The 21,760-nt window shown below is 40.5% G+C and carries 17 protein-coding genes; 8 read left to right on the plus strand and 9 right to left on the minus strand.

Going from position 1 to position 21,760, the window contains the following annotated elements; genetic code table 11:
• Positions 1–36: 36 nt before the first annotated feature.
• Entirely contained in the window at positions 37–1,068 is a 1,032-nt protein-coding gene (locus IM793_RS16735) for an efflux RND transporter periplasmic adaptor subunit (protein WP_193423292.1), read from the minus strand.
• 675 nt (positions 1,069–1,743) lie between these two features.
• On the opposite strand from IM793_RS16735, the gene IM793_RS16740 reads away from it, so the two are divergent.
• The 5 genes from IM793_RS16740 (at position 1,744) to IM793_RS16760 (ending at position 9,532) form a co-directional block, all read left to right on the plus strand.
• Entirely contained in the window at positions 1,744–3,006 is a 1,263-nt protein-coding gene (locus IM793_RS16740) for a DUF2268 domain-containing putative Zn-dependent protease (RefSeq protein WP_193423294.1), read from the plus strand.
• 532 nt (positions 3,007–3,538) lie between these two features.
• The gene (locus IM793_RS16745; protein ID WP_193423296.1) at positions 3,539–3,877 is read left to right on the plus strand and encodes an NHLP leader peptide family RiPP precursor; all 339 of its coding nucleotides are present in this window, start codon (positions 3,539–3,541) and stop codon (positions 3,875–3,877) included.
• 132 nt (positions 3,878–4,009) lie between these two features.
• Entirely contained in the window at positions 4,010–7,264 is a 3,255-nt protein-coding gene (locus IM793_RS16750; protein ID WP_193423299.1) for a type 2 lanthipeptide synthetase LanM family protein, read from the plus strand.
• Positions 7,257–8,483 carry a JmjC domain-containing protein gene (locus IM793_RS16755; protein WP_193423301.1) on the plus strand — a complete coding sequence of 409 codons (1,227 nt, stop codon included), beginning with the start codon at positions 7,257–7,259 and terminating at the stop codon, positions 8,481–8,483. Before IM793_RS16750 ends, IM793_RS16755 begins: the two co-directional genes overlap by 8 nt.
• Entirely contained in the window at positions 8,483–9,532 is a 1,050-nt protein-coding gene (locus tag IM793_RS16760; protein ID WP_193423303.1) for a hypothetical protein, read from the plus strand. The genes IM793_RS16755 and IM793_RS16760 overlap by 1 nt, the downstream gene beginning before the upstream one ends.
• Before the next feature lie 62 nt (positions 9,533–9,594).
• Here IM793_RS16760 and IM793_RS16765 read toward each other — a convergent pair whose 3' ends face one another.
• The 3 genes from IM793_RS16765 to IM793_RS16775 all read right to left on the minus strand — a co-directional run bounded on the left by IM793_RS16765 (position 9,595) and on the right by IM793_RS16775 (position 11,775).
• Positions 9,595–10,635, minus strand: coding sequence for an FAD-binding oxidoreductase (locus IM793_RS16765; protein WP_193423305.1), 1,041 nt, complete (start codon positions 10,633–10,635; stop codon positions 9,595–9,597).
• 180 nt (positions 10,636–10,815) lie between these two features.
• On the minus strand, positions 10,816–11,538 hold the full coding sequence (locus IM793_RS16770) for a hypothetical protein (RefSeq protein WP_193423307.1): 723 nt from the start codon (positions 11,536–11,538) through the stop codon (positions 10,816–10,818).
• A 3-nt stretch (positions 11,539–11,541) separates the two neighbouring features.
• Positions 11,542–11,775, minus strand: coding sequence for a hypothetical protein (locus tag IM793_RS16775; RefSeq protein ID WP_193423309.1), 234 nt, complete (start codon positions 11,773–11,775; stop codon positions 11,542–11,544).
• 842 nt (positions 11,776–12,617) lie between these two features.
• Between IM793_RS16775 and IM793_RS16780 the strand changes: the two genes are divergently transcribed.
• Both IM793_RS16780 and IM793_RS16785 read left to right on the plus strand, forming a co-directional pair.
• Positions 12,618–12,908, plus strand: a complete 291-nt coding sequence (locus IM793_RS16780; RefSeq protein WP_193423311.1) for a hypothetical protein — start codon at positions 12,618–12,620, stop codon at positions 12,906–12,908.
• The gene (locus IM793_RS16785; RefSeq protein ID WP_193423313.1) at positions 12,909–13,607 is read left to right on the plus strand and encodes a LytTR family DNA-binding domain-containing protein; all 699 of its coding nucleotides are present in this window, start codon (positions 12,909–12,911) and stop codon (positions 13,605–13,607) included.
• 48 nt (positions 13,608–13,655) lie between these two features.
• Here the strand turns inward: IM793_RS16785 and IM793_RS16790 are convergent, their stop codons facing one another.
• The 5 genes from IM793_RS16790 to IM793_RS16810 form a co-directional block, all read right to left on the minus strand.
• Entirely contained in the window at positions 13,656–15,845 is a 2,190-nt protein-coding gene (locus tag IM793_RS16790) for a peptidase domain-containing ABC transporter (RefSeq protein ID WP_193423315.1), read from the minus strand.
• Positions 15,846–16,880, minus strand: coding sequence for a hypothetical protein (locus tag IM793_RS16795; protein WP_193423317.1), 1,035 nt, complete (start codon positions 16,878–16,880; stop codon positions 15,846–15,848).
• 2 nt (positions 16,881–16,882) lie between these two features.
• Positions 16,883–18,241 (minus strand): radical SAM/SPASM domain-containing protein, encoded by a 1,359-nt coding sequence (locus tag IM793_RS16800; RefSeq protein WP_193423319.1) that lies wholly within the window; start codon positions 18,239–18,241, stop codon positions 16,883–16,885.
• A 75-nt stretch (positions 18,242–18,316) separates the two neighbouring features.
• On the minus strand, positions 18,317–18,496 hold the full coding sequence (locus IM793_RS16805; protein WP_193423321.1) for a hypothetical protein: 180 nt from the start codon (positions 18,494–18,496) through the stop codon (positions 18,317–18,319).
• Positions 18,497–18,648: 152 nt separating this feature from the next.
• Positions 18,649–20,958, minus strand: a complete 2,310-nt coding sequence (locus tag IM793_RS16810) for an outer membrane beta-barrel family protein (RefSeq protein WP_193423323.1) — start codon at positions 20,956–20,958, stop codon at positions 18,649–18,651.
• 609 nt (positions 20,959–21,567) lie between these two features.
• On the opposite strand from IM793_RS16810, the gene IM793_RS24835 reads away from it, so the two are divergent.
• The gene (locus IM793_RS24835) at positions 21,568–21,756 is read left to right on the plus strand and encodes a hypothetical protein (RefSeq protein ID WP_227256289.1); all 189 of its coding nucleotides are present in this window, start codon (positions 21,568–21,570) and stop codon (positions 21,754–21,756) included.
• The last annotated feature ends 4 nt before the right edge of the window (positions 21,757–21,760 follow it).

The raw sequence follows: 21,760 nt of genomic DNA on the forward strand, positions 1-21,760 counted from the left end.
CACTGGTGAATAGGTACTTGTTGTATCCGATAATTTTTACAGGCCAACTTTCTGGCCGTCTTTGATATTGTCCTGACCTGACACGATGATACGGTCGCCGGCCTGAAGTCCGTTGGTCACCAGAATGGAACGGTCTGACAATCCCCCTGTGCCGATACGTTTGCGGATCGCCCTGTTTTGGCCGTTCACTGTAAAAACATAGGCCAGGTTGTCGGCATCGTGTACAACTGATTCGATTGGAATGGTAATAGCGTTGGTCTTTCGGGAAGTGCCGATACTGATATCAGCAATCATTCCCGGCAACAATGTGCCCTTTGGATTGTCAAGCCTTATCTTTACGGAAAAGGTTTTTGATGTGGGATCTGCAAGCGGATTGATGATGGTGATAGTACCGTTGAGCTGCTGGTTCAATGTCGGGATAGTAATCCTGGCGATCATCCCGTTTTTCATTGCACCCACTTCGCTTTCCGGTACGGCAATCCTCGCATAGACCTGATCCGTCCTGACAATGGTAAACGCTGCGACACCCGGTGCGGCAGCGCTCCCGTTTTCGATCATTTTTGCTGCGATGATACCACTCATAGGTGAATAGAGCTTGCTGTCGGCAATATGCTTTTCGTTTATCCCTTTATTGGCCCTGGCCTGGGCTAGTCTGGTCTTGATATCCATATAGTCCTTTTCCGGAAGGCTGCCTTTCTTATATAGCTCATCTAACCTTCTGTATAGATCTTCGGCCTGTTCCAGGCCAGCTTTAGCTATGGATAACGCGTAGGTATATTCTGTAGCGTCAATACCGGCCAACAATTGGCCTTTAACTACATGCTGTCCTTCGTTAACCATGATCCGGTTTACGGTTCCGGCTACAGAAAAACCGACCTGAGCGGTATTGTCTGGTTCGATTGTTCCCGAATAGCTCAGCATTTGCTGACTGTCGATTGAAGCTACAGTCGTTACCGTTACTTTGGCAGGGAGAGTGCTTTGCTTTATCTCGTTTTTTTGTGTACAACCAACTAGAGTAATCAGTCCGGCAGACAACATCCCCAGGCAGGCATGGTTTGTTATTTTCATTTTTGTGATTTTATTAATTAAAATTTATAGCAGATTTTCATCCCGGCAATCAAGTATTGTTAAGCTTTGCATTTGAGGCAGGTTTAAAAAATGTGCTGTTTTGACCCGGGCAAAGGTCATGTTTGATTTAGTAAGATTTGGTGATAATCACGGGCATTCTATGGACGAATCACGTTTTTTAATACCTGGTGGAGATACCGATTAGGCATCAGGGAGTAGGAGTCATAGGTATTATAGGATTTCAGTCGACAAGGAAGGGAGGGGATTAGTTTGGTGCTTTAAGAAGCATACGACGACCGATAGATTTTGAATCGTCTGGAGAAGGTGAAGTTGGGTCTTTTATAGAACTTTCCCTTTAAGATGGTTTGTCAGATATTGGGTATTTCATTAAAAGTGTGCGCCAGATTCATTCCAAACTATGTAGCCAGCTTTTTACCACCAGGCGTCTCGTCCTGAAATTACTTGTGGTTTTTGAGTTGTAATACTAGAATTAGTTTACATCATTAAAGTCCGAAAAATTGCGTTTATAAGCTAAGTTTTTTGCAATTTAGAAGGACTAAATTGATCACCATAAAATAAATTTCTTCCTGGAAGCAACGTTGAATAAATTAGATTGTCTTTTTAAGATATAATTTCTGAAAAATGACTTTTATAACCATCTCAATAAAAAGGCTTATGCTTAAACAAATCTATTTATCACTTTTATTATTACTTAGTACCTGCGCATTTGCGCAAAACATGCAGAGCAGAAAGGCTGATAGCTTATACGCAGTCAAAAGTTATATTGCTGCAGGTCGTTATTATTTGCTTGCAGCCGGCACCGACGAATTTAAATCCTTAAAACGTAATGAATATTACAATGCTGCCTGCTGTTACGCGTTAAGCGGTAAAGCAGATAGCGCCATGCTGCTGCTTAAAAAAGCGGTTGAAAATGGTTATAAAGATGGAGCACACCTAAAGGTAGATACCGATCTTGATGCACTGCATTCCATGCCCGAATGGACTACATTAGTTGCCAGGATTGGAAACATCAAGGCCAGTACAAATGATCCGATGAAAGCTAAACTCGTTACCACCGACATCAAAAATTTCTGGAAGGCATATGACCTTGCACATCTGGACACCGCCAACCGTTTAGCTATTTATAAAAAATATTACGTAGAGCCAGGCACTGTTGGCTTGCAGGACTATTTTGCCATAAAGGTAGGCAGCGTAAAAAAATTCGTGGAAACGCACGATGGTAAGCCTAATTTTTACGCCGCAATCCGTAAAAACACTTTTATGGTTGAGTCGCAAAAGCCACAGATGATAGCTAGCTTTGTGAAGTTTAAACAACTCTATCAAGCGGCTAGTTTCCCCGACGTTTATTTTGTGATTGGCGCGTTTACATCGGGTGGTACATCGACCGAAAGCGGGCTACTCATAGGTCTTGATCAGGGCGTGCGTACGTCCGATATCCCGGTAACAGAACTTACGCTTTGGCAAAATAACAATTTTAACAATCTATCCGGTTTGCCCAACACAATAGCGCATGAGTTGATCCATTTTAATCAGAATGGGATGAAACGAGATACTTCGCTTTTACACGGTGTAATGGTAGAAGGCATGGCCGATTTTATTGGCGAACTAATATCGGGTAACAATGCTAACCCACGTTTGCACGTATGGGCCAAAGGTAAAGAAAAACAAATATGGACCGATTTTGAAAAGGAGATGTACTTGAAACGCAGTTATAACTGGATAGCAAATTCGAACCAGGAAACTGCTGATAAACCGGCTGACTTAGGTTACTGGGTAGGATATCAGATTTGCAAAGCTTATTATGATAAAAGTGTCGATAAAGCCAAAGCCGTAAATGATATGCTGAATATCAAAGATTACAAAGCTTTTTATCAGGAAAGTGGTGCGCACATGCTATTTATGAATGCAGCAAATTGATGAAGTAATCAACTTGTCAGAAGAAAATGGCTAGTCTGCAATGCCTGGCAGGGATGTCGCGTTTTGGCATTGGTCAAAATACTTATCTTTTAGATGTTAACGACCTCATTTGCGTCAGTAGCACCTCGATCGGATTATAAATACAAATTTCTGGGAAGATGTCTACATTGAGTTAGGCCTCAAAAAGCAGTGAGATCGTAAAATTGGTATATACCGTCTTTCAGAAACACATCGATTTAACCAGTTTTTTATTCACTGAGCAAAGAGCTTACATAAATCTTTTACAAACGCCCGATAACAATAAATTTGAATTCGATGTTGACAATTTAATTGGGCTTTACATATGTCAGATGCTAATTTTTTATACTATCTAAACTATCTGCTTAAATATTTAGCCCTAAATTTTCCGCTTGATCCTTAGTGTTTACTTGTCCTGTTTTATTTTCATCCAATTTCTTGTTAATCAAATAGATTTATTTGGTATTGATCCAATAAATTTTTACTTTCAAGTAAAATTAAAACTTTCAAATTTATGGATTCACTAGACCGTGCTTCAGCAGAAGCGCAAATTATCAAAAAAGCGATGAAAGACAGTACTTTCCGCGCAAGCCTTATCGCAGACCCAAAAGCAGCAATTGAACAGACCTTAGGCATTACGTTGCCTGCCAATGTTTCAGTTAACGTTTATGAGGACACTGCAACTTCCTTCAACATGGTATTACCGGCAGCAAGCGGATCAGAGCAAATGGGTTCCGATATCGGTAGCGCAGCAGATTGCAGCGGCTGGTCGTCAGCGGCTGAGTGTGCTGTTGAATGTACGCAGTGCGGCAACAACGATACCACTTGCCAGCCTGGCCCAACTGAAGAATAATTTCTTTTTTCTCGGTTTAAGTAGCACATAGCCTCTCTTTTCAGCGAATTTGATTAATTGTCGCGTTTAAAAAAAGTGGAGTAGTACTGTTTTTGCCATTTTTTATCAGTCCGCGATTAACAGTTATTTTTAATGAACGAACAATTATATCATACAGATACCGCAATCAAGGCTCTGAATTTGTACGAGCGGCTTATCTTACTAAAAAATACAGACGATGCGTTATTGGCCGATTCTTTGGAAAAGGACCGCATTGATCGTTGGCAGCAAGTATCCGCCCTGGGTGATGAAGCAAAATTTAAAAAAAGGCTGAGCCAGGATGGTATTGCCGAATGGGAAGCTTATGCTGTATTAAATCCCGAAAACCTTGTCTGGCCGGAGTCAGAAGACCCGGCCTGGCTTGCTTTTTTCGATGAGGTAAGCAAATTGGCCAAACAATTGCAGCCTATCGAAATTTTTCGACCGGAGCATGATAAACATGCTTTCTTTCATATTGCTTTACCTTTTTACCTGCACGCATTGCGGCAGGTAGAGAGATTTTTTGGCCATTCTGATGAGATTCCTCTTGATGGTGCTTGTAACTACCTGAAGAGCCTGCTTACGGGTTGTTTGGCTAATGCTGCAGCACTTGAATTCAATATATTTAAAGCCGGGCGTGAAAGCGGGCTAGGGGCTTTGCTGCGCAAAGCAACGGCACCGGAAAACAATAAATCATTATACCGAAGTTTCATTAGGGAGATATATGTCAACCGATGGGCCACTTTTTTTTCTGAATATACGGTGCTTACACGACAGCTGTGCGAAGTTGCCCAAAATTGGATTACCTCCATGCATCTTTTCATGGAGCGGTACCGATGTGACCGTTCCGGTTTGGAACAGTTATTTAATAATGGGCAGTCGCTTGGACAGATCAGCAAAATCAGCTTTGGTTTGTCAGACAGGCATAACGGTGGAAAAACGACTGCAATACTGACATTTGACAACGCTGTTAAAATAGTATATAAACCCAAACCTTTGTCTACCGAGTGTGTGCTTGAGGCCATAGTAAACTGGGTTAACCTTGAAGAAGAGCTTATCGGCCTTAACGTAGCATCGGTGATCGATAAAGGCGATTACGGCTGGCAGCAGTTCATTGAAAACAATGGTTGCGATACGGAAGAAGACGTAAAGAGATTTTACATCAGGGCCGGTTACCTGATGGCGATTGTATATGTAATGGAAGGTTATGACTTTCATTATGAAAACCTTATTGCAGACGGTGCTTTTCCATTTCTCATCGATACGGAAACCATTTTTAACCCTTACAAAGAAATGGAGATGGCAGAAACCGGCGTGCTTAACGCGGCCCAAATGGCCAGCGAAAAAGTTTACTATTCGGTATTGCGCACCGGGATGCTGCCGAGTTGGAATATTCGTAAAGAAGGCGCAAAAAAAGACATTAGCGGATTGGGCGGTGAGGAAGGCGCAGGCATTGAAAAGATGCAGCGCTGGGTTGATGTGGGTACAGATGATATCAGGTTGGAACCGGTAGAAAGGCCGGTAAGGAAGATGGGCAACCAGCCTTTTATTAAAGGGGAGGACCCTGGCTCATCGGAAAATTACATAGACGAGATAACAAAGGGCTTTTCCGATATGTACACCTATATCATGCGGAATAAAGAAAGTTTTGGCGAGTTAATACGGCAGTGGGAACACGTAGTGGTACGTTTCGTGCGTAAGCCTACCAGGGTATATTCAGACATGATCGCGAAACTGACAGAACCAGAATTTTTGCGGGATGGTATGGATTGGAGCATAGGGTGCGAAAGTATGGCGCGACTATACCTGGCGGCCGACCTGGGTAATTACGGCCAGTGGAACCTGCTAAGATCGGAATATGAATCTTTGATCAGGTCAGATATTCCTTATTTCAGACTAAAAGCAGACAGCCTTGATATACAAGATGGCGAAAACAAGACACTGGTAAAAAACTATTTTACTATGCGGTGTTTTGAACGCATTATAGAAAAAACGAAAGCACTGAACGAAAATGACCTGGCCCTGCAGGAGCGGTATATTCGCTATGCTTTTTATGCCAGGGCTGCCAAAAGCTTCCATGACGATACACGTTCAGCGATCTTAAATAATGGCTCTAAAAAGCGGGATATTGGTGATATACTTGCAATTGCTCCCGATGATTGTATCTCGGTTGCCAAAATCATAGCGTCTGAACTTGAACAAGAAGCGTTAAGGTCTTCGGATGGCTCCATGGCGTGGATAGCACTTGAATACCTGAAGGAGGCCGATATTTTTCAATTTAAACCCATCTCTTATAACTTATACAGCGGCGCAGCCGGGATAGGTTTCTTCTTTGGTGCATTGTTTAAAGTCACCGGCGAAGAAAAATATCATCTTTTGGCAAAAGCGGCCATGACCCCGATCATGCGTATTGTTGATGAAGAAATGAACGAACTGGTGCGCTACAGTGGCGTAGGTGGCGGCATAGGGCTTGGCTCCCTGATATATGCTTTTGCATCGCTTGCTGTTTTTTTTCAGGATGCGGAGTTCGGCAAAACTGCAACTGATTATGCGCTCAAATGCATGACACGCATAGACAGCGAAGTGCTTGAAGCTGATAAAAAGCTTGATATTATTTTTGGCTCGGCAGGCTTGTTACTTGGGCTGATCAAATTATTCCGTGTAACAGGCGATGCTGAAGTCATGCATAAAATAACGATGACCGCAGATCACTTGTTGAAAAACTGTAGAGACACGGCGCAGGGCGAGGGCCTGGTGCCAACTTATGGCAACAAAGTTATTACAGGCATGTCACATGGCGCATCGGGCGTTGCAATTGCATTAATGAAAGCATTCGATTTAACTAAAGATGAGCGTTACCGGGCGACAGCAATGGCCCATATCGATTTTGAAGAAAAAATGTATGATGCCAATGCTGCAAATTATCCTACTTATCAAAGTACACCTACGGAAAATAAATTTATTACGGCCTGGTGTCATGGTGCACCTGGTATCGGCCTGACGCGGTTAATAGCTTACCAAATAACCCATGACGAAAGTCTGAAACCCCAGATTGAAAAAAATATGCAGTTTACAACCGCATTTTCACTGGAACACCTGGATCATATCTGTTGCGGCAACTTTGGGCGGCTGGATATCGAGTTAGAATATGCCCGGTTTATTAAAGACGAAGCATCGATCGGCCGGATTAAAAGAGAAGCGGCTTATATTGTGAATCGCTTCTATGAAAATGATGGTTTCCGGCTTTTTATAGACGCGCCGATCAAAGTGTTTTCGCCCGGCCTTTTCGTTGGCGCAACAGGCATCGCATATAGTTTATTAAGAATTGGTTTCCCTGATCAACTTCCAAGCGTTTTGGCCTATGAATAATCAGTGTGATATCAATCAACTTTTTGGAGAAATCTCCTGGCAAGGCTTCATTGAGCAATATTGGCAAAAAAAAAGCTACTATGTACAAGGGCAAAACACTGAATATTTCGCCAGCCTGATATCGCGGCAAGAAATAGATACCCTCATCAAAACGAATGGAGGAAAGACCGATTTCGTTATTTCCCTGATCGGGGGGAAGATTGTCAACCCGGAAAAAGGCGTGGGTCACAAAGCACCAAGTTACTGGACCGCCGAAAATGTGTTTGAAAGCTTTGAAAAAGGAAGCACTATCAGGCTTGGAAACATCGCAAGTCATTGCCTAAGCATACGCAAATTGCAACAGCATTTCGAAGCCAATCTTCAAACTGATATTAATATTAACCTTTACCTTACACCTCCCGGTTCACGCGCATTTGGAGCGCATTATGACGACCACGATGTTTTTATTGTCCAAATAAGCGGCAGTAAGATCTGGAAATTATTTTCACCTGCCGAAGAGTCGCCTGTCGAGGTACTTCACCGCGGCAGGGCAGGGTGGTTGAAAAAAGAAATGCCTGGCAGCAAAAAAGTGCGTCCGCTCCCGATACCGGATGAAGAGTGGTCTGTTAAGATGCAGGCCGGTGACTTGCTGTATGTACCCCGTGGGCATGTGCACCAGGTATATTCGGAAGATGAAGAATCGCTGCATCTTACTGTAGCTGTTACCGTAGTTACCTGGTATGAGGTCGTGGTACAGGCGCTGCTCGAAACTTTAAAAGAAAGCGATGCACTGCGTGAGGCGCTACCGCCTGACATTAGCAATAGAAATTTTAACACACCGTACTTCAACAACCGGATTGCTGAGGTTAAAGCGGATCTTGAGAAACACCTCACACCAGAGATCATGCGAGATTCAGTTAATGAAATAGCTCGTCGTTTCGTTGTTTCCAGGAACCCCGTGCCTGACAAGTCGGCGCCCGTACCTGAGTTCAGCTTAATAACCAGAATGCGTATCCGGCCAGACATGGTGTACCGCGTTGAAGAAAATCGGCGCGAGATGGTATTTTATTATTCGGGCAGCTATTTGTTAGTTCAATATGAGTTGTCCGGTGTGCTGGAATATATACTGGCTCAAAAGGAATTTATGATCGCTGATCTGCCGCAAGAGAACAGTGAGTTGGTAAGGATAAATTTTATCCGGAAGCTGTTTGAGGGCGGATTTTTAGAGATAACAAGCTGATGCGCGACGAACGGATGCTGGATGATTATTTGCGGGAACTTGTTACGCAAACACCTCAAGATCTGATAGGAAAAAAATCATTTAAGGGTATATTGGGAACAGCGCATTTGTTGCCAGGCTCCGTGGTGCTAAGTACTTTTGGTTTCGAATGTCCCTTGAGTAGCAAAGAAGCCGAGGCCGATTTCCTGGTGTCATTCCAAAAGAAAAATAATGGACCGTTTCTGTTAAAGTTATCGGCGGAGAAAAATTTCGGACGAAGCGCCGTTTGGAACGATGTTGGCAAGTTGGCCGATTTCTGGGCCGGTAAACAATTGATAGATGATTTCTGGCTTGAGTTTGATATACAAGGGGAAGCACCCTTGGTACCAAGTCTTTTTTTTAGGCCATTATACAATAGTTTAGCCGAACTCGAAATTATTCTCAATTATTCTTTGAGCGCGCTTACCGGCAACGAAAGCACAGTACAACTCAGCTCACAGGTATTGCAATTGGTTGCTTTATTACCCGATCGGGCACGGGTATTTCAGATTGGCGCCATGCGTTCGCGCCCTGTTCATGGTATCCGCTTGTGTATTCACGAAATTTCGCTTGATGCAATTTTAACTTTCCTAAAAAAGATACCATACCCCGGTTCCGTCGAAGAGCTCAAAGAGATATTGATATTTCTTCAGCCGCTAGTGCACGACGTTGCCTTCAGTATTGATTTGAGTGAAGGTATCGGTGCAAAGATCGGCCTGGAATGTTATGTGAACCCCAATTTTTCGGCAGTTGAGAAACAGTCCGCCTGGACGAAAATGATAGATAAGTTTGCAGAACGCGATTTGATAGATGCGGCAAAGAGTATTGCTTTGAAAGAATTTGGTGCTTATACTGCCACCGGGCAACTATTTAAGGAACTGCCGGAGGAGCTTGTTCGGGCTATGGCCCTGATGGAACGCCACGCGGTAAGTACCATGTGGCAATACTTGCATCATTTAAAAATAACCTATGATCCGCGTCGCCCCCTGCTGGCAAAGGCTTACCTCTCGGTGCAGCATACGTGGCGTTAAGTTATTGCTTTACAGTTTAATGTGCTTATCTAAATGACTTTCAGTAGCTCGGCCTATACCTTTTATCGTATAAGGTTTGTGAAAATTCCCTGCGGATCGAGTTGATGTTTTACCTTTTTGAAACCTGATACCACATCGCTACCAAAGTATCCTGTATAATCAAAATCTTCAAATGTAAACTCAGCCTGCACATATCGGCGGAAATATGGTTTTTCAAGAATGAATTCGGCAAAATCAGCTTCGAGCAAACGTAACAGCCTGATATCAAAACCTTTGTCATGCCACGGCTCTCCCCATATCCCGAGAGCCACCAGGCTTTCTTGCTGCGGGTAAATAAGCGGTGGATTGAACTTTTTGAAAGCGATATCATACCTGTATAAGGGCAAATTTACCCAGGTACGTTTGTGCACATGGCTGATCGTTTTCAATCCCTGAATGGCTTCTTCTGCGTGCTCAGGCGTGGTGAACAGGTTATACCAGGCCAGTTTATTCCAGTGATGATTGTTTGAGGATATTTCACCAGTAATGTCCTGCGGATATTTTTCAGTGCCTTTGATTGGCCTTATCTTCAGGCATACTTCATAAATGTAACCCAATTGGCTCATTGAGCCAAAAAGCCATTCAAATACACCATCACCAAAAGAGCTGCGTACAGCCTCTCCACAACCGTTAACCAGTATCACGTGCTCGACTGTTTCCCAAAAACCTCCGTAACGCTGACTTGTAGCGCCAATACCGCCTGCTGATAGATAGCCGCCCACTGTAGAAGCCGGTGCTGTACCATCGTTGTAAACCAATAGCTCATAACCATAATTTTTGAGTGTTAGGTTTACGTTCCATATCGCTGCACCGGCTCCTACCGTAATCGTACCTGGTTTTTCAAAACGAAAATGCCTGATAGAAGTTGTCAGTAACAGTAACTCGCCATCCCTGGGTAAAGACGAACTGTTCATAGAATGCCCATTGCCGCGAATGCGAAGCGGTCGCTTTTGACGATATGCCTCTGCTATCACTTGGGTAATGTCCTCTAAAGTTTGAGCATTCGTTGTATCATAATTAGCAGAACTTTGATGATGATCGCTGTAATCGGTTAGTTTTTGCATGATAAGGAAAATTTTAATCATATGTACGAAAATATTGTCGACTTAAAATATGGAGCGGCTAAGGTTGGTTTTATTTCGTCAGGCCCAAAGAGCTGGTAATCTCCGGTATATATTTGCTTATTGATCAGCTGTAATAGTTTAAATCAAGCTGGATGAAATAGCGTATTACACAAGATCTCTTTACTCCAGAAAATAGCTCAAAATCTTATATTCTCCGTTTATTCTGCCAAAGTCAAAGTGGACATGATTGTATTTAGTTTTTTGAACAGGTATTTCGATACTAACAGAATAGATACTGCTTCCTTTGTCAGTATAAGCCTGTAATTGAGCTTCATAATCATTATCAGGCTTTACATCACCAGGGAGCCTTCCGATGATATCTTTTTGTCTAGTTTCAGGGATGTTTTCTAATATCTCATTTGTGAAAATTTTACTATACTGCTCATTAAATTGTTTTTCGTTCATCATTCTACCTTTCCAATTTTCTGAGCCTACCACCTCGTATTCATTGTTTTTCTGATTGTATTTCAATTTTTCTCTGGTGGTTTGGAATGGAAAATGGATCATCGCTGAGATTTTTACTTTATCTTTAGTTTTAGCAGCAGCCATGAACTTTAAATAAAATAATGCATAATGATAACCATCGCCAGCTGTGGTGTCATATATGTAATTTTCTACTGGAAACATACCTTTTTCAAATTTAAGATCATCGACGGTTTTATAGAACGATTTTACGTTCATGTTAATTTTATCTGTTACTCTTTTTACTTCCTGAAGACTATCCTGAACATGTGTTTGGGTTGTATTCGTTGTGCCATTTTCAATGGGTATGGTTTGTTTAGGATGATTATTGCATGCTATAATGAACAGAGGCAATATAAAAAATAGGAGTTGATATTTCATAATTTAACTCTTTGCTACAGTCACTTTACCCAGTTGCTCCATTCGTTTAAGTATCACAGCTGTACCTAGTTGATCGGATATTTTATCACCATACCACTTAGTCTTATAATTATTTTCTTTCAATTCTAAATATGCGCCTTTGCTGTAAAAATCTGATCCACCCCAAAGGTATGGAGAATTTACTTTGTGGTACATCTCATAACCAAAACCATTATATTTTTCCAATCGTATTAGCATGTTTTTAAGATCCCAATGATCGTTCCAACCGTCTTTTTTCCCTGGAATATAAGCGCATCAACAGCAACTTTCTTCAAAACTAAATGGGGGAGCGTGCAGAACATAAGGTCTATGCGCTGGTACTTTTCTGGTAAAATTCTTTAAACTATCACCATTATGCAAATGCCTTGAGAAGTCATTTCAAGATTCTCTATAATGTACAAGTGCTATAAAATACCATGGAATTATAGCACCGAGTGTATCAAAGTTCATCATCGGTTTGCCGTTAATTCGTGTTTTTAGTTCAAGGCTTAAAGGATTATATTTTCCGTCTTTACTATCCGGCGGGGTTTCTGGTAGTCCATGCAAGGTTCTATTTATTTTAATTCTTTCGTCCACAGGTATACTGGGTTTAGCGGATGGGAATAATGGACATCTGTACATGCTTGGGCGGTTTAACTCTTCTCTTACAAGTAAAGCAATCTCTTGGTATCTACGTTGATTTGGCAGTATTGAGTTCTGGATAATGTTGTCAGCCTGCCCCTGAGTAGCAAGGGTAGCGAGCGAAGCGAAGACATTAGGTTTGAAAGGTTTCCGGCAGCCCGCTACCTTAGCTGCGCTTTTGCCATTTCGCCTGGAAAAAAGTACTTGCCGGAAAACTCACCCAACTACATCATCATATCCTGCTTAGAAACAGCTGGACTAAAAGCGTTAGGGATAGAAGAGGAAAGCCCACAGCGAAGCGCGGACTTGGAACGGATAGCCCGCCCTATAAGGGAACGGGCTGAAAAACAGGGAATAATTACGTTAGGTTAATTGATAAAAATTATTAATTTTAAAATATAATCTAACGCCCTCCAGTAATGTCAGAAAACCTATTTCTTTTTTCTCCAAGAAGAGAAAACAACGGCACCTTATTCAACAATAACATTCATATCCTGGAAGACGCTCTGGAGCTTACTTGCGGGTGGGAAATAGGCGGCATCCAGGACTATGATATTCATAGATTCTTAAGTAAAAGATATACGTGGGAAAAGAACATTGTCTATTTCAATACCGATGTATGCACGATAGCCGAAACGGGGGATATTGCCTTTAATGATGCTGCCGGTAACGACTTAAATAGAATTTCTGAATACTTTTTTAGTTCATAAATGATTTGTATAATAATTGATGATGAGCCACATGCACGTGAAATCCTAGAAGACTATATCAGTCAGATACCTGGTCTGGAATTAAGAGGGAGTTTTAATGATGCTATTGGGGCTATTGCGTATTTACAAGAGCACAGCATAGATCTGGTATTCAGTGATATCTCCATGCCTGAAATGAGCGGTACTGATTTTTTGAGATCACTCCAATCCCCACCGCTTGTGGTTTTCATCACTGCTCATTCCGATTTTGCAGTTGAATGTTTCGAGCTGGATGTCTTAGACTATATTTTAAAACCCTATTCTTTCAGCCGTCTTAATAAAGCAGTGAATAAAGCACTTGAATATCTCCGTCATCATCATAGTACTGGATTTGACCAAGACTGCCTGAAGATTAAAGATAGGAACAAAACGGTCATCATAAAATATGATGATATCCACTACATCGAAGCAATGAAAGATTATGTCAGGATCATTAACGCTGATAAAACTATTATTACCATGTGTACAATGAAAGAACTGGAAAAGATTTTGCCCGGGAACAGGTTTATCCGTATCCAAAAATCATATATCATCAGTATAGAAAAGATCAGGAGTGTAGATAAAATCAAGGTGATATTAAAGGAGAATAATAAAGAGGTTCCAATTGGGTTGCAGTATAGAAATGCCTTTTTTAAAAAAATAAATATACAGCAAGATTAACTAATTAGAAGAAAATTTAATTTACCGGATAGGCATTGTCAGACGAAATCAGTTTCCCAGTTCGAGCTGATTCCTGACCAGATCAAAGTAATCTGATTTATTGCTAACCAGCTCTTTATGGTTACCCCGTTCCACTATCTTTCCCTCTTTTAACACGATAATCTGGTCCGCATTTTTCACCGTACTTAGTCTGTGCGCAATAATCACTACAGTCTTGCCGCTAAAGAATTCCTGCAGGTTATCATGTATGATTTTTTCGTTTTCTGCATCCAGCGCACTGGTGGCCTCATCAAAGAATATATACTGAGGGTTTTTATACACCGCACGTGCTATCAGTATCCTTTGTTTTTGTCCGCCTGAAATACCATTTCCAGCAGCACCTATTTTTGTATGGTATTGCAATGGAAGTTTATTGATAAATGCTCCAATATTAGAAATTCGGACAGCATCCTTTAACCTTTCCGGATCAATTACTTTATCACCAGTAGCAATATTCCTATCGATCGTATCTGAAAATATAAATCCATCTTGCATAACTACCCCGCACTGCTTGCGTAGTGCTCTCGGAGATAAATTCAGGATATTCGTTCCATTATAAAAAATTTCACCATTGGTGGGATCGTAAAACTTTAACAGCAATTTTAGTAACGTAGATTTACCACTCCCGCTTGCGCCTACTATAGCTGTAATCTTCCCTTCAGGGATATTGAGATTGATGTTTTTCAATATATAAGGTGATTTTGGCCCTTCGTATTGGAAAGAAACATTCTTTACATGTATTGCTGTAGATACTGCTGAAGGGATTAATTGGCTGCTGTTAATTAGTTCTTCCGGTTCATGTTCTTGGACCTCCGTTAACCTTTCCAAACTTAACCTTGCTTCCTGCAGTGAAATGAAAAATTGCAGTAACTGATTGACAGGCGCATTCATTTGTCCTACAATATAAGAGACACTTAGTAGTTCTCCCAGGGTCATCATACCTCTTACTACAAAGGTTGCGGAAAGGTAGGTTACCAGAATATTTTTCAACTGATTAATAAACTCGAAGCCAGCTAACTGAACCTGCTCAATCTTTAAAATCCTCATATTTATTTTGAACAGTTTTTCCTGTATTTGTTCCCATTTGTTGCGCTTAAAATCTTCAAATTGGTTAAGCTTGATTTCCGTTACCCCGTTAATGATTTCAAAGATGCTTTCCTGATTTTCGGCGCGGTGCTGAAACTTAAAATAATCCAGCACATACCTTTTGGTGAGCCAATAGAGCGACCAACCTACAGAAAGTGCCGTAAGCAGCAGGTAGACCAGTAAAATCTTAAAGTCGTAGTACCATAGCACTCCAAAAAATACAAAAAAGGTCATCATAGAAAAGAGTGTCAGCAAACTTTGGGAAGTCAGGAAATTTTCAATCTTTTCATTGTCCTGTATCCTTTGGTTAAAATCTCCCATCAACTTGGTATCAAAATACCTTACAGGCAATTCCAACAGTTTTTTCAGGAAATTTGAAATAATGGAAATACTGACTTTTGTACCTACAAATAGCATTATCCAGTTACGTAACACCTGGAAGATCAGTACTCCGCAGAAAATAGATAGTTGTGAAAGCAGGATAATCGTAATGAAACCCAGGTTTTGCGCGTTAATCCCCCTGTCGATCAGGCTTTGCGTTAAAAAAGGAAGAGCCAAAGTGAGTAAACTACCAAGCAGCATCAGGCAAAACACACCAACCAGTTGTTTTTTGAACGGAGTGAGAAAACCCATTATATATTGGAGTGTAATTGTCTTTTTTACCGTACCCTCATATTCATGAAACTTTTCAGATGGCGATAATAGCACAGCAATGCCTTTATGGTCGTCAGTAATCCATGATTTTTTGAAATTTTCACTACTTAAAACCAGTCTGCCGTGCGCCGGGTCACAAACATGAAAATGGTAACTATTGGTCAGTACCCGAAATGAAATCTTGTGCAATACTATAAAATGGTTTTGGTTCCAGTGAAGGATAAGGGGCAGCCTTTCCTTTTCGGTAATCAATTGTTCTACAGTTAGTTTGACCGCTAAAGTTTCGAACCCGATTTGATGCGCCGCTTCGGTTAGGCCCAGCAATGAAACACCTTCTTTTGTTAAAAACGAGTGTTCCCGAAGATATTGCAATGAATAGTGTTTTCCGTAATAGCTTGCCACCATAGATAGACAAGCCGGGCCACAGTCCATCTGGTCGTGCTGGTGCATAAACTTCATTTATAAAGAATTAGCTGTTACCGGTACTTTTCTTAACTTTTCATCCTGGAGCAACCTTTGAATGAACAGGCTGTAAACCTTGCTTTTTTTGGTAGACTTAAAAAAAAGGATTGCCTCTTCATAAAGCTGGCTATCGCTGTTGTAAAGCCTCTCAACGATCGTTTTGTAAAAAATATAGGCGAAACTATTGCAAGTATTTTTGTTCAGTAATTCCGCAGGCAGATTTACTATCATTGTAAAGAAGTCCATATCCGCTTGCCGGTAAATCATTTCCAAACCCTTAAACGTCATCAGCAACTGAGTATTTACCTCGTCTTTCACCGGTACCACTAAAACACGAAGCATCTGGTCAATAAAACTTATAGCCACCTCTTCATTTTTCCGAAGCGTATGTTTATTAATCAACAGGTACGCACTGCAGATATCAAACAAGTAGTTGAGGTAAGAAACCAGTTCCGCTTCGCTTAGGCAAACCGCTCTGAAATTGCAGTCAAAATGATAAAAACCATCCTGCGAAATGATATTGGTCACCAGTGTTTCGATGATCCATAATGCCTTATCTATCTCGCCCGTATGGATAAAAATCCTGAACTCATTAATTTTTTGTTCAACAAAATTGAACACTACATTTTTGTAACCTTGTTGGTATAAAACATCAAACTTCGCATAGGCGGTTTTCAGGTTATTGTCCGCATTTTCATAATCCTTTTTCTTATAATAATAATAGGCGACTACCGGGGAATAGAGACTTTCCATGCAAATCGCAGACCGGCTGTTGGAGTATTCAATCTTTTTGTCCGCAATATACTTCAGGTTGTATTCAGCCAGTATAATGTCGCCCACCCTTAAAAAGTGAAGGATTTTTTTATACTTATTATACTCAAAATACATCTTGAAAATATCCTCCTGAGTTGATTGTGTTTTAGAAAAATCCAGCAGTTCCGTAAAGATACTTTCCCGGTCAAAATCTTCCACTTGTTCAAACGATGGGAGTGTTGCGATAATGGTATTAAAAAGCGTACTGTCCGTAATCATATTTATAGAATTAAAGCATGGTTTTTGTTTAAATAATCAATCAGTAACCTGTCGCTGAAATTAAATTTAAAGCTCGGGCAACCCGTCTCCTCGTTGTACCAGTTTTTAACGCAGCCGCCGCCGCATACAGGTAGCAGTTCACATTTATTGCAGGTAGCAAAATCATCTTTTCTGATATCCGTATACCAGTTGCGGGTGGTGGCAAACTCATTCGGTGTAAAATTCTCATCCAGTAAGTTCCCGACCTTATGAATATCATCTTTATAAGCAGGGGTATACGTGAATTCATAACAAGGGTATACGTTTCCAAAAGCGTCAAAAACCTCAGAATCTTTAGCTACGACCATGCAAGGCATATATTCTCTTTTTGGGAGCAGCGAACCACTGATGAGGAAACCTTTCTGGTGCGCATACAGCATTAGGTCAATTTCTATAGCGGCAAAATCTTTTTTCGTAAAGCCGTCGGACGACCCATATTTTTTATCTCCCCAGTCTACTATCGGCGCAAAGCTAAATTGTATTTTTCCCTGTGCACCGTTTGCTGCAAATAAGTCCACCAAAGGCTTTATCCCTGCAAGATTGGTCTTGTCGATATTGGTCCGAATTAAGATAGGCTGCGAATTTTTTTCTTGGTAAAAAGGCAGTTGGATGATATCGATGATATTTTTAAAGATGATATCAAAGGTTTCTCCGCCAAGCTTAAGGATCCTGCGCAAATCATGATATTCCGCCGTACCATCAAGCGTAATCTGGTAATTGAGAACGTTGTGCTGTAGATACAATTCTTTAAATACCGCAGGTTTCAAACTTAATCCGTTTGTGATAATAGAACCATCATAAATTACTTTATTCTTCTCACAGAGCCCAATGATTTCGGTACTGATCCTTTTTAGCTGTGTAAGAGCGTTTAATGGTTCACCTCCATACCAGGTCACAGACAGGTGCTCAAATTTTTGTGATTCAAGTTTGGAGCGTACGCGTTCCAGTGTTTTATCATAAACATCATCTGCCATATTTACCTTAGAGTGTTCCTGTGCACAATAGTGGCAACCAAGCTGGCAGTTCGCCGTAGGCTGAATAGTTAGATCCAGATGAGAATTGACGGTAAGCATTGAATTATTCTGGACCATTACTTCCTCGAACTCATTTTCATTTTCGGGAATGATGATTTCCATAGAAAACAGCAGGTCGAGCAATTCGCTGTCAATATCATTAAAGTTGTTAATCAGTAATTTTTCAAAAACTATTTCATCAATTAGCGCTGTTACCGATGTCCTGGTAGAGTAGATCAGCCTTTTTTCCCGGTTAGTTTCTTCAAAAGGCACAGAGAAGGCCATATATCTTGATGTTACAAAATTCATATCAATTCAATTAAGTACATGTACACTTATAATTGAAACATTGGGCTTTTTTATCAGCCCAATGTTTCCGGATTTTTAGCTTTGAGTTGTCGGTGGTGTGACAGTTTGTTTCTTTTTACAGTTCGAACAACCAAGTGGTGCAGTGTAACCACCTTTTACGGATTCTAAAGAACTAATTACCTCAAAATTTTTAGCGCTATCTTGTTTGATTGCACTCAGTGAGCTTAAAGCTCTTTTTAAAATTGGATTTTCCATTTTGATAAAATTTGACATTTTCGACTGTGAATCAAAGTTTACATACATTAGATTCTTCATTGGTATCGCTTGCAAGCAGTATTTTTATCCATAGCATTCCATGCATGGTGTTTTTAGTCACTATGCTTTACCTGGAAATAGGGTTTTATCATTTAATTTGTCCGCTCTTTCTCCTCTGCATTGCCGACTTCCTTTTTTTGCACACTGACAGACTTGTTGCCAAAAGAGTAAGAGAGGGATAGGCGGACAGACCTAAGGTCGTAGTAATTTTTATAATCGATTCGGATTTGATTGGTATAACTTGTATAAACCGGCGTATTACTCTTAAAAATATCAGTCGCGTTTAATGAAACCTGCAATTTTTTGTTTGGTGTTATGTATTTAATAGCCGCATCAAACTGGCTGTAGGCACTATTCCTGTCTAAATCTGATGTACCTTTAAAATTGTACCAGTATGAGACGTTCAGCAATAAAGCCTTATTACGGGTCAGGATAAAATCGTTGTTAGCAGAAAGGTATGCATTTGCGCCATCCAGGTTTTGATTCGTGATAGGGATGAGCGATTTAGAGCGGCTATAATTCCAGTCGAACGACAAGGTGGCCGACAACCATTTGAGCTTGGTAAAAGTATACGATTCAGTAACCCCTAAAACAGCAGTATTAAAAAAATTCTGTGCTACAGTCCGCTGAATATTAGTCTGGTCGTCGATAATCGTAATTTGCTCAAACCCATTTTTTGTATGGGAATAGTAGACACTGCTCGAAAAATTATCATCTAGCGTATAATTCAACTCGATATTATCACTGAAAGAAGGTTGCAAAAAAGGATTCCCTTCAGTATATGAAAACGGATTGCTATACCACCTGAACGGGTTCAATCTACTGTAGGAAGGCCTGTTGATCCTCTTATTGTAATTGATTGCAAAAACGTGTTTCTCAATGGGCGTGTACGTCAGGTAAAACGTAGGGAAAAGCTTGGCATAGTTGTTTTTAATTGATGGTTCGGCTAACTCGGATATGCCTTTGGTCTGTGTATTTTCTATCCGGACACCCAGCTGTGTTTCCCAGGCCTCATTTATTTTTTTATCTGCCTTGATATAAACCGACTGTGTGTTTTCCGTATAATTGAACCGGTTACTTTGTAATGGATCAAACACCGGTATGCCTGAAGTGGTCTCAAAATATTTCACATCGTTTTTCGTCTTTACCGATGATACCTTTGCTCCATAGCCGAGTATGACCCATTTTAGAGGATGTTCAAAATCTGCCTTTGCGGAAAAGTTCTCTATCTGCTGTGCACTTATATTATTTGCTGATAACAAACCTGCGCTATTGAAATTTCTGTAATCATTGTTATTAAACTGGAAATAATCCAGGTTAAAAATCGCCTTTTTGCCTCCTGTATCTAGATCTACAGTGGAATTGATATTAAAGGAATTACTGTTGTTCCTTCCCTTGTTTTGCGCTACGGTATTGATATACGAATCAATTTGTGTATAGGCGGGATTATAGATAGAAGTTACGCTGTTTTCTTCAATCCGTGGCCTGTTATTGCTTCCCAGGTATTGCATGCCTAGGCTCCATTTCTTTGTTATCTGGTAATCAGCACCAATCCTGCTATTGAAAAAACGTTGAAAGACCTGTCTGTGTGTTTCCTCATTCCAGCTGCCTGCCGGATAATAGATCCTGCTGGTTTCAACCGGGGCGGTTGAGCCATCCTTGTAATTGAGGTTGGTATAAAATGAAAGTTTATTTTTTTGATAATCAAAACTGCCGCCCAGTGATCCGGTCTGCTTTGCGCTTTGGATATAAGAACTTCTAAAAGCGGCATTCCACTGGTTCAGCTTTGATTTTTTCAAATTAATATTGATCATGCCGCTATTGCCCTCCGCATCATATTGAGCCGGGGGTGCGGTGATCACCTCTATGCTCTTTATCTGGTCTGAAGGAATACTTCTTAGGAAATTCAGCAGGTCAATCCCTGATAATAAAACAATTTTTCCATCTATCATCGCCGACATACTCTTTTTACCGATCATCGAAACCTGCTCATTCTGTATTTTTATCCTTGGGGTTACACTTAATGCATCCAGTGCAGTTCCCCCTGTAGCAGCCGTAGAATTTTCAACATTAAAAATCAACCTGTCAATTTTCCGCTCAATCAATTTCTTTTTTGAAACGATGTTTACTTCCTGCAGGTCTTTTGTATTGACCACCTGTATTGTTCCTAAATTTATATCCTTATCTACCGTTATACTTTTATTGAAAAGTACAGCGCCCATTTGTCTGATCTGTATCCGGTAAACACCCGCAGCTGTAATGATCTCAAAATCTCCTTTTTCATCTGAAAAGTTTAATTTCACAGCTACGCTATCCTTGTTATATAAATGTATTTCTGCCATGTCAACTGGTTTATCCGCATCCTGTACCACTTTACCAGAAATTTTTAATTGTGCTTTCAAAACAGTTGGTATAATAATAAATAATAGAATTGCAAATAGTATTTTAACACAGTAGCTTTTTATCATAGATCACTTTAAGTAGGTTAAATTATTTCTAAGCGTAAATATAAGAATCAAATATTGTGGATTCAGGTAGACAAATAATTATATCATTTGTCTACTTGAATTTAAGGAATATTCCATCAAAGCCAGTGGCTCAGCCAAATTTAATCGACCAAATTGAGATCTATCTGGACGAAATCATTTAAGTGCTCCTGCTGATAGTCGTCAATTCGGCATCTGCTATTTACCTCTTGATTAATAATTTGGTGAGTTATAGGAATGAGTAAGGCAGCTATTGTAATGGAGCTGTTAAGCAGCCTGTCTTTTGTAAGACAACACCTTTTTCTGATGAAAATGCTATTTTAGCTGATGAGTTAAAAGAAGCAGTTGAAGATCTTAAACTGGTGCTTCAGGGCAAACTAAAAGCACGTCCTGCAAGAGATCTTATCAAGGAGTTATAAAGTATCCACCTTAAGGCCTGGTATAAAACCCTGAATAAATTAATCGGCTCTATTTATTCTAATACTGTACATAAGATTTATTACATTTGATTAAAATAATACCGATATGAGTACTACAACTGATCGTACAAATAAAGTGCATGAAGGTAGAAATGTGAAACATTTCCGTGAAATGATGGGAATAAAACAGGAAGGGCTTGCCGTTTCTTTGGGCGATGATTGGAGCCTGAAAAGGATTTCGGTATTAGAATCTAAAGAAAAGATTGAAGATGCTCTTTTAGCCGAAAATTGCTAAAATA

This window comes from Pedobacter sp. MR2016-19 (genome assembly GCF_014947265.1).
Lineage (GTDB): Bacteria > Bacteroidota > Bacteroidia > Sphingobacteriales > Sphingobacteriaceae > Pedobacter.